The sequence below is a fragment of the Dyella sp. genome, assembly GCF_051954575.1.
Lineage (GTDB): Bacteria > Pseudomonadota > Gammaproteobacteria > Xanthomonadales > Rhodanobacteraceae > Dyella_B.
Genome location: NZ_JBQCHP010000038.1, coordinates 18,107 through 29,763, shown reverse-complemented (window position 1 = coordinate 29,763; position 11,657 = coordinate 18,107). Strand labels below are relative to the sequence as shown.

Here is an 11,657-nt window from a genome sequence, read left to right as displayed (position 1 = left end):
AGGGCGTGCTCGAACAGCGGGGACTTGATCTTGAAGGTGGAGCCGATCAGCGCCTCGGGGCGCTCCAGGCTCTCGTGCATCTGGATCACTTCGGCCATCGGCGCCTCCTTGGGCTGCTCGACGGCGGTGGGCTGCGGGGCGGGCGCGGCCTTGTCTTCGGGTTTGACGACCTCGTAGCCCTTGATCTTCTTTTCGATCTTGATCGTCATGGTTGTGGTTCCTTTGGATGTGTTGGCGCTGTGTAGGGTGAGCGGGTTTGCTAGTGGCGCGTTCAAGCGCTGTGGCCAGGTTGGCCCCTCACCCCGGCCCTCTCCCCGGAGGAGAGAGGGAGAGAAACACGGTGCCCCTCAGTACATCGCATTGAATGGGAGAGGGACTGAAAAAAGAAATCCGGCCCGACTCGCGCCGGGCCGGATTGCTCATTGCTTACTTCTTGCGGGCGGCCTTCTTGGCGGTTTTCTTGGTCGCCTTACGACCGGCCTTCTTGCTGGCAGTGGACCTCTTTACCGCTTTCTTGGCGGTTTTCTTGCTAGCGGCCTTTTTGGCCGTCTTCTTACCTGCGGCCTTGCGGGCCGTCTTTTTGCTGCTGACCTTCTTTGCAGCTTTCTTGGCCGCGCCTTTCTTGGCGGCCTTCTTGCTGGCTTTCTTTGCGGCGCCCTTCTTGGCGGCTTTCTTCACCGCCTTCTTCGCTGCGCCCTTCTTGGCGGCCTTCTTCACCGCTTTCTTCGCTGCACCCTTCTTGGCGGGAGCGGCTTTCTTGGCGGAGGCTTTCTTGGCGGCCTTCTTGCGACGAGCCTTCTTCGGCGCTGCCGGAGCGGGCTCTTCGGCAGCCGGGGCGGCCGGTGTGAGCAGATCGTCGGTGTGCGTTTCGAACTCGGTATCGATGGACATGCGGGTATTCCCCTCCGGACGTTGTTATGGAACCTTCATCAGGCTTGACTTACGGCGTGAGCGGAAACGTAGCGCGATTTCGCGCTGCGTGCCACTCCTAAAACTTTCCGTAATAGCCTTCCTTCAAAGCATCGAACAAATTGGCGGCGGTGTGCGTCTCTCCGTCGTACTCCACTTCTTCGTTGCCTTTCAGTTCCACAACACTACCGTCCTCCAATTCGAAGCGGTAGAGGGTGTTTTCCAGATCGGCTTCTTTCACCAGCACGCCCTGGAATGCAGCGGGGTTGAAGCGGAACGTGGTGCATCCCTTGAGGCCCTGTTTATAGGCGTAGAAGTAGATGTCTTTGAAGTCTTCGTAAGGGTAGTCGGTGGGTACGTTGGCGGTCTTGGAGATGGACGAATCCACCCAGCGCTGCGCGGCGGCCTGGATGTCCACATGCTCCTTGGGACTGATGTCGTCGGCCGCAACGAAGTAATCGGGCAGCTTGGCTTTGGGATCGTCGCTGAACGGCATGGCGTCCGCATTGATGAGTGCGCGGTAGGCGAGCAGTTCGTAGCTGAAGACTTCCACCTTCTCTTTGGTCTTGCGCCCTTCGCGGATCACGTTGCGCGAGTAGTGGTGGGCGAAGCTGGGCTCGATGCCGTTGCTGGCGTTGTTGGCCAGCGACAGGGAGATGGTGCCGGTTGGGGCGATGGAGCTGTGATGGGTGAAGCGCGCGCCGGTTTCGGCCAGCTCCTTCACCAGGTTGGGCGCCACGTTGGCGATGCGCTGCATGTAGCGGCTGTACTTGGCGTGCAGCACGCGGCCGGGGATCAGGTCGCCCACCTTGTAGCCGTCCTGGACCATCTCCGGACGCTTGCGCAGCATGTCGCCGGTGACGGTGTAGTTCTTGGCGAGCACCGGTGCCGGGCCTTTTTCCTTGGCCAGGTCCAGCGCCACTTCCCAACCGGCCACGGCCATCTCGCGCGATACGTCCTCGGTGAAGGACACGGCCTCGGCGGTGCCGTAGCGCATCTTCAGCATGGTGAGCGTGCTGCCCAGGCCTAAGAAGCCCATGCCGTGGCGGCGCTTGGAAAGAATCTCGTTGCGCTGCTGCTCCAGCGGCAGGCCGTTGATCTCCACCACGTTGTCGAGCATGCGGGTGAAGATCTTCACGACTTCGCGATATTCGTCCCAGTCGAAGCGCGCCTTCGGGCCGAACGGGTCGCGCACGAAGGTGGTGAGGTTGATGGAGCCCAGGAGGCAGGAGCCGTAGGGCGGAAGCGGTTGCTCGCCACAATTGTGTGCGTGCAGGCCGTTACCGTCGAAGGTGTTGATCCCCGGCACCTGTACGTCATAGACGTCCTCCGTGCCGTCCGCTTCCACGGCGGTTACCGTTGCAACGAAGCGTTCGCGGTTCAACGTGCGGCGGCCTCCAAGCAGCGCTTTCAAGCGGGCGGCCTTGTCGCTGTCGGCAAAGCCGATCAGCTCGTTGAAGCGCGCGAGGGACTCGCCGGCAATCACCAGCTCATGCTGTGCCTGCGTGGCGTACTCACGCATGCCGCCTTTGCCATCCGGCAGCACGCTGCTGCCAGCCACGCGACGGTCGCGATAGATGCGGGAAGCGATGCCCAGGCGCAGCAGCATGCGCTGCACGGCCTCCAGTCGCGCGATATCCGACTGCGCAAGGCGCACGGATACACCCTTCGCCTGATTGCCCTGCACGGAACCGTCGGCGTCGAAGAAACCACGCAGGAAGCCGCGATAGGCGTCGCTGGAAGCTTTCTCAAAAGCAGGCGTGATGGCCTTGTCGCCAATCGTCATGCCCAGCTCGAAGGCAAGATCGCGCAGGGCGGCGGACTTCATGCGCCATTCGTCGCGCCCTTGCACTTCGGACCAGCCGTTGAAATCGGCGCGATGCTGCAAGGTCTGCGCGCAGCGCAGTGCTTCTTGCATGATGGCTTGAGCACCGACGCCGCCGACGGCGTTGACCACGGCGGCCTGCGCCCACACGGAAAGAACGGCTGCTTCCTGCTTGAGTGTGCCATCACCCATCAACAGGCCGAGCAGATAGCCCTGCTCTTCAGTGAGGTCACCAGCCCAGCTTGCATTGGCGCGGTGGTCGTTCAGCAATACGCGGTCACCCGCACGCAGCTTTCCAGCCTCGCACCATTCGGTTTCGATGTTCCAACGGGTAAGGCGGGACACGCGACGCACCCGGTGATCTTCGGTAAGGTGCAGGCGGTGACCTTCTTCCGTCTGCAGTGCGAACACCGGCTTGGTGGCCGTACGGAAAAAGCCTTCGGCTCCGGTCGCGTGATCTTTGCCGTCTACACGAGCGTAGAACCCCCGGCCTAGCAGGTCGCGCACTTGGCGCGGACCTTCGCTCGTCTGCACCCACGTGTCGCCCGTCACGCAGGGATTGGTGGCACGAATGTGCTCGCACCACCAGTTGTTGTTCATCTCGTTCACCTTGTCGATGAGGATGAACCCGGGCTCGGCGTAGTCATAGGTGGAGACCATGATCATGTCCCACAGATGACGCGCACGGATGTGCCCGTAGATCTTGCAGGCGACCAGGCCGTCTTCGCGCTCGACGTAGTTCTCGTGCGTGGGCCATTCGCGCCAGACGACCTTGGCCGGATCGTTGAGATCGATGTCGGCCTGTTCTTTCACATGCACCGGGAAGACCAGCGGCCAGTCCTGGTCATGCTCGACAGCCTGCATGAAGCCGTCGGTGATCAGCAGCGAGAGGTTGAACTGGCGCAGGCGGCCGTTCTCGCGCTTGGCACGGATGAATTCCTTGACGTCCGGATGGCTGACGTCGAACGTGCCCATCTGTGCGCCGCGGCGACCGCCCGCCGAGGACACGGTGAAGCACATCTTGTCGTAGATATCCATGAACGACAGCGGGCCGCTGGTGTACGCACCGGCGCCCGACACGTACGCGCCGCGCGGACGCAGCGTGGAAAATTCATAGCCGATGCCGCAGTTGTGAATCACCAACAGGCCGCCCTGGCCGGCCAAGTAGTTGTTGTGCTTCTCAACCGTGAAATCGTAGAAGGTCTCCGGCAGGTCTAGCGCTCGCTCGACTGCCTGCACCGGCCGCAGGGTTCGCGCAAACGCAATGAGGCTCGCCAACTGCGGGAATCGATTGCACCAGCGCTCCAGCCAGATGCGGCTGACCACGGGTTTGGCGTGGTACCCGTGATAAAACCCCAGTTGCTGGCGCTCAAGATGACCTACCTGATCGACCAGCGCGCTTAGGCTTTCACGAAGTTCGGCCGGCATGACGTATTGGTCGTACTGGCCCGACTGGCTGGCGTGTTCAGCAATGCGGGCTCGCTTGCCGCTATCGGCCATGTAGCGCGCCACTTCGGCGAGGAACGCCGAATCGGAAATCTTTAGCATCGCCCCGCCGGCATCACGGACCTCATGTCCCTGGTAGATGTGCGTGCGAGGCTGGCGTAGCGTGATACCCGCATAGACACCGAACAGGCCCAGTAGCGCCTTTAGCTGTGCCGCAAAGTCATGATTGGCGGTAGCAATGGTGACGCTGCCGCGCTCGCGCGACACAGTGCCGTCGGTGTCGATCAAACCAGCCAGGAACGGCAGGAAGTGACGCTCGGGATGGCGCGCAATCCAGGCGGGCACACGCAGATTCTTCGTCTTGGCGCCGATCTGATGATCGAACAGTTCCGCAGCTTTCGAGGCAGCGAAGCTCGCCACCGTATAGTCCCAAACCGGCGTGCCGTTGGGCGTCACAACCGCCATCACCCGCGCCTGAGATTGGCAGAAAGCCTTGAAGAAGGCCGCGTAACGCTCGACGACCTCACGCTCGGCCGCGCGGATTTTGAATATGAGCCGCTGCCCTAGCGCTTGGGCGCGGTTCTGCCACAGCTGCCGGGAGGGTTTATAGACAGATTTTTTTTCATAAGCGCTGCCATCGCCAAGATGGGCGCCAGCAAACCAGGCATCCAGCTTGGTACCTTCATCGGCTGTCCAGGCAAAAGTGTGCTGGACCAGACCGTCGCCCAGCCTCACTTCGTCAGCGCGCATGTATTGCAGGCGGCTATCGCGATAGATCAGCACCGGGTGACGCGTCGAAGTCGTCAATTCAGCGCCGTTGGCGTGAATACGTAAATTGTCTTCGCGCGCCACGTGCGTGGTCATGTGACGCTCGATCGTCCGCATCTCGAAGCGACGTGCCTCGCGATCATAAGAAAGAATTTGCGCATGCCGCTCGTTCACCGCCTCATCGGCGGTGACCAGACCGCGATCGGTATACACCCAGGTACCCGGCGCCACGCAACCGGCCTTCAGCGTAAGCCCGGCCTCGTGCACCTTCTGCAGGATGTCGTCCATCGAATCGCGGATGGTGCCGGACACGGTGCAGTTGATGGTGGAGGTGGCGGGCTTGTGTTCCAGCGCGCCGGCGTTGGAGGTGATGCGGCCGGCGGGAATGGCGCCGCGGCGCAGCGCCCACAGGAAGCGTTCGAACCAGTGCTCGCGCAACTCGGGCGTGGCTTCCACGTCGGACAGGGCGCGCGCGACGCGCTGCCAGCTGTCGTCGATGGTGGCGTCGACCGGCTCGCCGGTCTTAGTGCGCAGGCGGTACTTCTTGTCCCAGATGTCCTGCGATGCGGGTTGCAACGGAATGGCGGCATCGCGGCTGGTGTTGGTTGCACGCAGGGTGCTCATCGGCTTCCTGACCTCCTGGCATGGCCTCACGGCCCCGTTGGTTTCTTATAGGTAGAGGTGTAGTGGCGTCAGTGACGAGAAAAAGCCCTGTCGCACCCGGCTCACGTCTCACGCGTGAGAACCGAGTTGCAGCGTTTTCGCGAACAGCGGCAGCCCCTCCTGACGTTATTCATCCAGCCACAGCACTTGGGTAGAAGACTGAAACCCGTACACAAGATGTTGTGGTTGCGACTGGGCGAACGTTACCCCCGCCACGGATGGATGTAAAGGGCTGACTGCAGCAGGACGAGCGATGGGATGAAAATGTTCATCCAGCTAACTAATTTGTTACAGAGCAACACACCGACATCACGCATTGCGGACGACGCACTACCACGGGCACGTTGCATGCTTGGGAACCGCGGGCGCGGCGTCGAGTCGAACAAGCAGTTTTTTTCATTCGCTCCAGGAGACTTCATGCACGCGCGTTTTCTCCGCAGTTTTACTGCCCTCTTCGTGGCGGCTTCGTTCGCCGTGTTGCCGCTGCGCTCGCAGGCCGGATTGCCGCCGGCGATCAATGGCCAGCCGCTGCCCTCGCTCGCACCCATGCTGGAAAAAGTGACACCGGCGGTGGTGAACATCTCCACCAAGACGCACGTGCGGGTAAGCAATCCGTTCTTCGACGATCCAGTGTTCCGGCAGTTCTTCGGCCTGCAGGGCTCGCCGCGCGAACAGGTGGAGCAAAGCCTGGGCTCGGGTGTGATCGTGGATGCGGCCAAGGGTTACATCCTCACCAACAATCACGTGGTGGGCGGCGCCGATGACATCACCGTCACGCTGCAGGACGGGCGCAACTTCAAGGGCACGCTGGTGGGCACCGATCCGGCCACCGACGTGGCGGTGGTGAAAATCACCGCCGACAAACTGCAGGCGCTGCCGATCGCCGATTCGTCCGCTCTGCGCGTGGGCGATTTCGTGGTGGCGGTGGGCGAACCGTTCGGGTTGGGACAGACGGTGACCTCGGGCATCGTTTCCGCGCTGGGCCGTTCGGGTCTGGGCGGATCGAGCTTCCAGAACTTCATCCAGACCGATGCCTCGATCAACCCCGGCAACTCCGGTGGGCCGCTGGTGAATCTGCGCGGCGAGCTGATCGGCATCAACACGATGATCCTGTCACCCTCTGGCGGGAATGTCGGCATCGGCTTTGCCATTCCCAGCGACGTGGCCACCGAGGTGATGCAGCAGTTGATCGCGCACGGCAAAGTCAGCCGCGGCAGCCTTGGCGCACAGACGCAGGACATCACGCCGAACATCGCGCGCATGCTGAACCTGAAGAGCAACGACGGTGCGGTGGTGACGCGCGTGCTGCCCGGTTCCGCGGCCGATCGTGCCGGCTTCGAAGTGGGCGACGTGATCACCGCGGTGAACGGCAAGACGCTGCACAGTTCCGAAGAACTCACCAACGCCATCGGCCTCTTGCCCGCCGACAGCACGGTGTCGCTGACCGCGCTGCGCAACGGCGCCTCGCGCAAGTTCACCGTGCAGCTCACGCCGCAGAAGGTCGCCTCGCTCGACGGCGCCAAGCTCGATCCGCGCCTGACCGGCGTGACCTTCAGCGAATTGAGCGATCAACAGGCCACCCAGGGCATGTCGGGCGTGTCGGTGTCGGCGGTGAACCCCAACAGCCGCGCCGCGCAGGCGGGGCTTTCGGCGGGGGATGTGATCGTGGGCATCGGCAATCGGCGCATCACCAGCTTGCGTGATCTGCAGGGGCTGGCGGCCATGCATCCGCGTCAGCTGGTGTTGCTGGTGGCGACGGACGATGGGCTGAATTACGTGGTGGTGCAGTAAGCGTCGGTAGGTTGGGGTGTGAACCCCAACATCGTCATCCATACAAGCATGGCGATGTTTGGGTTTTCACCCCAACCATCGCACCAAGCGCTGGTCGAATGATTACCGGAAGCCAAACGGGAATCGCGCCGCGCACGTTTCGCCGCCATCGAAGTTTTCCGCGCAACTGCATGAACGTACACGATGTTCATAAGCGCCGTTGCTTGATGTTTTGGCGCCAGGCGGCTGAAATACGGCAATCCGTCACTGCGTAGTAGCGCTTTGGGCGGCACACTCGCTCCGTTTCCCCATCTGCAGGTCGCGCCTTTCTATGCCCGTACGCATCACCCGTCTGCTTTCTTTCGCCCTGATCGGCGCCGGTTTTTCCACTGCCGTGCTCGCCGCGGCCACGCAGTCGCTTACCTGGCGCGGCGACGTGGTCACCGCCAACGGCGTGGTCAAAGGCGTGGCGAAGGCCTGGCAATCGTCCGGCCACGGCGCCATCCAGATCCAGCCGTTCAATACCGCCTCCGGCCTGGATGCGGTCGCCGGCGGTTCGGCCGACATCGCCGGCAGCGCGCGCCCCAGCTCCGGCAGCTCGGTGGATAGCGGCCTCACCTTCACGCCGGTGGCATGGGATGGCCTGGTGCTGGTGACCAGCCCGGCCAATCCGGTCAGCAACCTCACGCTGAAGCAGGTGCACGACATCTACTTCGGCAAGATCACCAACTGGAAGGAAGTCGGCGGCAACGATGCGCCGATCGACGTGTTCGCCGTGGCCAGCCCCGGCGATGGCGTGGAATACAGCCTGCGCAAGCTGCTGTTCGGCCGCGGCAACCAGCCGGTGGCCGCGCCGCGCCTATATGTGAACGTCACGCAGATGGAGCAGTCGATCATGCTCGACCCGCGCGGCTTCGGCGTGACCACGCTGTCGAGCGTGGCCGGTAACTCCAAGATCAAGATGCTGCGCATCGATGGCACCGCGCCCAGCAGCAGCACGGTCGCCAGCGGTGCGTATCCGCTGTTCGTTCCGCTGTACCTGGTGACCAATCCATCCAGCCCGAATGCGGGCGCCGCCAAGGAGTTCGTCGACTTCACGCTGAGTGCCAAGGGCGCATCCGCGTTGCGCGCGCGTTCGCTGGTGCCGTATGACGCCGGCAGCACGCTGATCGCGATGGACGCCTCGCGCCGCAGCCAGATCCTGGCGCAGGTCGGCGCACACGCTAGCGCCGAACCCACGCAGATCGCCTCGGCGCCGTCGCGCCCGATTGCGCCGGCCGCCGTGGCCGCTGCGCGTCCGGCCACGCCCGCCGTGCCGGCGCTCAACAAGGTCAGCGGCGCCGTGGTGGCCGCACCGCAGCCGAGCAGCCTCAAGGGCGTGCGCGGCGATGCGTTCACCGAGCTGGCCGCCGCCGGCCGCGGCAGCAACTTCGCCAAGGTCACCAGCGATGCGTACGTGAGCGTCGCCAAGACCAGCAGCAAGAACGCAGCGAAAACCGCCAGCAAGGCGGCAAGCATCGAGCCGAAGGCCGAATCCAAGAAGAAGATCGCCAGCGTGGAACGGAAACCGGCGCGCAGCTATCGCGTCGCCGCTGGCGAAACGCTGTACTCGATCGCGCGCAAGCATGGCGTGGATGTGGCGCAGATTCGCACGTGGAATCACCTCAAGGACAACACCGTGCGCACCGGCCAGGTGCTGCGCATCGACGCGCGCTGACGTTCGCTCCGCTTGCAGATCCTTGCCGTCACGATCGATCTGGACGACACCTTGTGGCCGGTGCTGCCGGCCCTGGAGCGGGCCGATCGCGATCTGGACGATTACCTGCGCCAGCACTACCCCGAGGTAGCGCGCACCTGGCCGATTCCCCAACTGCGCGCCTTGCGCGCGCAAGTGGCGGCCGAACGCATCGACCTGGCGCACGACTTCACCGCGCAGCGCTACCTCACCCTGCAGCGTGCGTTCGATGCCTGCGGCGTCAGCGAGGCGCCGCTGGATGCGCTGTGGGAAGTCTTCGCCGCCGCGCGCAACAGCGTGGAACTCTATCCCGACGCCCTGCCCGCGCTGGAACGCCTGCGCAACACATGGCCAGTGGCCAGCCTGACCAATGGCAACGCCGACCTGGAACGCATCGGGCTGCACCTGCATTTCGCCCACCGCATCTGCGCGCGCGACGTGGGCGTGGCGAAACCCGACGCGCGGATCTTTCTTGCTGCGGCCGAGAAGCTGGGCATCGCGCCGGAAAACATCCTGCACGTGGGCGACGATCCGGAACTGGATGTGGTCGGTGCGCGTGACGCCGGCTTGCGCACGGCATGGATCAATCGCGCGGGGCATCCGTGGCCGGGAACGCTGGGTGCTGCGCCGGATCTGGATGCGCGCGATCTGGCGGCGCTGGTGAAGTGGCTCGAGAAAGCTGTCTGATGTGGCGGCTTGCAATAACTTGCTGAGTGAGTCCCTCTCCCTCCGGGACCTGATTAGTGTCGAATCTCGGCTGTGCGAATGACGACTCCCTCCCCTGCTCGCAGGGAAGGGTCGGGGTGGGGTTGTCCGAGCTTGCCGCATGGTTGAAATGCATCGCGAGGTTGCTTCACCCCACCCTAGCCCTCCCCCCGGATCAAGTCCGGGGCAGGCTCTACTACACGTAGGGGAGGGCACACATTGCGGCAAGCTGAGATTCGGCGCTAATCAGGTCCCGGAGGGAGAGGGGCTCATGTGCGCGGCTCGTCCTGTCTTTTTGAACCCTCGCGCAAAAACGCGCATCATCTTCGGCCAACCCATCTTCCGCGCAGGCTCGAGCGCAAGGAATCGCATGTCCGCCCTGATCACCCAGCGCTCCAACCGCCGCGCGCCCACGCCGATCGAAGCCACCGATGCCGTGCATCTGAGCACCACGCGCAAGCGCTTGAACGCCGCGCAGCGCAGCTGGCTGGAGGAAAACGGCTTCGATGCGAAACCCGGCAGCGTCTGCCTGGTACCGGATGCAAACGGCAAGCTGGCGCGCGTGCTGGTCGGCGTGGATCGCCAGGATCCGCTTGCCGCGCTGGCCGGCCTGCCGCTCAGCCTGCCCACCGGCGAATACACCCTGGCCGCGGAAAGCGTGCCGCTGAATGCCGAACTCGCCGCGCTCGGCTGGGCCCTGGGTTGCTATCAATACACCCGCTACCGCAAGGCGCGGCGTCCGGGTTCGCCGCTGGTGGTCAGCGAGGAAATTCGTGACACATTGACCCCGCAGATCGAAGCCATCTACTTCGTGCGCGACCTGGTCAACATGCCCACCGAAGAGCTGGGCCCCAAGCAGCTCAGCGACCAGATCAAGGCGCTCGGCAAGACCTACAAGGCCAAGGTGCGCGAGTGGGTGGGCGATGAACTGCTGGAAGACAACTTCCCCACCATCCATATGGTGGGCCGCGCCAGCCATCGTCCGCCGCGGCTGGTGGAGCTCACCTGGGGCAAGGCCACCGATCCGAAGCTGGTGCTGGTCGGCAAAGGCGTGTGCTTCGATACCGGCGGGCTGGATCTGAAACCTTCCGACGGCATGCGCTGGATGAAGAAGGACATGGGCGGCGCCGCGCACGCCATCGCGCTGGCCTGCCTGGTGATGGAAGCCAAGCTGCCGGTGCGGCTCACCTTGCTGGTGCCGGCAGTGGAGAACGCCGTGTCCGGCGCGGCGATGCGTCCGGGCGATGTAGTGGTTACGCGTGGCGGCCACAGCGTGGAGATCGACAACACCGACGCCGAAGGCCGCCTGGTGCTGTGCGATGCGCTGGCCTATGCGGCCGAGCAGAAGCCGGAGCTGATCATCGATTTCGCCACGCTCACCGGTGCGGCGCGTGTAGCGCTCGGCCCGGATGTACCCGCCTTGTTCGCCAACGACGATGCGCTTGCCGAGGCTGCGTTGATGTGCAGCCAGGCGGTGGCCGATCCCGTGTGGCGCTTGCCGTTGTGGCGGCCGTATCGCAAGTTGCTGGAATCGTATATCGCCGATTTCGCCAACGCCGGAGCATCGCGTCACGCCGGCGCGATCACCGCGGCGCTGTTCATGGAGCGCTTCATTCCGGAAGGCATGCCGTGGCTGCACCTGGATACGTATGCGTGGAACGACGGCGATCGTCCTGGCCGTCCGCGCGGCGGCGAGGCGATGGGCCTGCGGGCGATGTTCGCGTTGTTGAGCAAGCGCTACGGTTGATGCGTGCCGTACCCATAGGTTGGGTTACCCCGGACTTGATCCGGGGGTAACCCAACCTACGAATGCGCTCATGCATGACTTCTGGCTTA

General features: G+C 63.6%; 6 protein-coding genes and 1 pseudogene. 4 read left to right on the top strand and 3 right to left on the bottom strand.

Features of this window, described 5'->3' with window-relative positions:
- From ACTHNE_RS05710 to ACTHNE_RS05700, 3 genes and pseudogenes are all read right to left on the bottom strand, one after another.
- Nucleotides 1-209: pseudogene (locus ACTHNE_RS05710) on the bottom strand (NrdJb); the annotation flags it as partial.
- Between the two features lie 217 nt (nt 210-426).
- Nucleotides 427-891, bottom strand: coding sequence for a hypothetical protein (locus ACTHNE_RS05705; protein WP_440268740.1), 465 nt, complete (start codon nt 889-891; stop codon nt 427-429).
- Nucleotides 892-988: 97 nt separating this feature from the next.
- Nucleotides 989-5,572 (bottom strand): LAGLIDADG family homing endonuclease, encoded by a 4,584-nt coding sequence (locus tag ACTHNE_RS05700; RefSeq protein WP_440268739.1) that lies wholly within the window; start codon nt 5,570-5,572, stop codon nt 989-991.
- Nucleotides 5,573-6,028: 456 nt separating this feature from the next.
- On the opposite strand from ACTHNE_RS05700, the gene ACTHNE_RS05695 reads away from it, so the two are divergent.
- The 4 genes from ACTHNE_RS05695 (at nt 6,029) to ACTHNE_RS05680 (ending at nt 11,568) form a co-directional block, all read left to right on the top strand.
- A complete protein-coding gene (locus tag ACTHNE_RS05695; protein ID WP_440268738.1) occupies nt 6,029-7,402 on the top strand; it encodes a DegQ family serine endoprotease in 1,374 nt (457 codons plus the stop codon).
- A gap of 310 nt (nt 7,403-7,712) precedes the next feature.
- Entirely contained in the window at nt 7,713-9,098 is a 1,386-nt protein-coding gene (locus ACTHNE_RS05690; RefSeq protein WP_440268737.1) for a LysM peptidoglycan-binding domain-containing protein, read from the top strand.
- A 12-nt stretch (nt 9,099-9,110) separates the two neighbouring features.
- On the top strand, nt 9,111-9,803 hold the full coding sequence (locus ACTHNE_RS05685) for an HAD family hydrolase (RefSeq protein WP_440268736.1): 693 nt from the start codon (nt 9,111-9,113) through the stop codon (nt 9,801-9,803).
- Between the two features lie 388 nt (nt 9,804-10,191).
- Entirely contained in the window at nt 10,192-11,568 is a 1,377-nt protein-coding gene (locus tag ACTHNE_RS05680) for a leucyl aminopeptidase family protein (protein ID WP_440268735.1), read from the top strand.
- Nucleotides 11,569-11,657: the final 89 nt, after the last annotated feature.

Bases quoted from the DNA above. Each gene is read 5' to 3' on its own strand.
- ACTHNE_RS05705 (WP_440268740.1), bottom strand. From the start codon at position 891: ATGTCCATCGATACCGAGTTCGAAACGCACACCGACGATCTGCTCACA.
- ACTHNE_RS05700 (WP_440268739.1), bottom strand. From the start codon at position 5,572: ATGAGCACCCTGCGTGCAACCAACACCAGCCGCGATGCCGCCATTCCG.
- ACTHNE_RS05695 (WP_440268738.1), top strand. From the start codon at position 6,029: ATGCACGCGCGTTTTCTCCGCAGTTTTACTGCCCTCTTCGTGGCGGCT.
- ACTHNE_RS05690 (WP_440268737.1), top strand. From the start codon at position 7,713: ATGCCCGTACGCATCACCCGTCTGCTTTCTTTCGCCCTGATCGGCGCC.
- ACTHNE_RS05680 (WP_440268735.1), top strand. From the start codon at position 10,192: ATGTCCGCCCTGATCACCCAGCGCTCCAACCGCCGCGCGCCCACGCCG.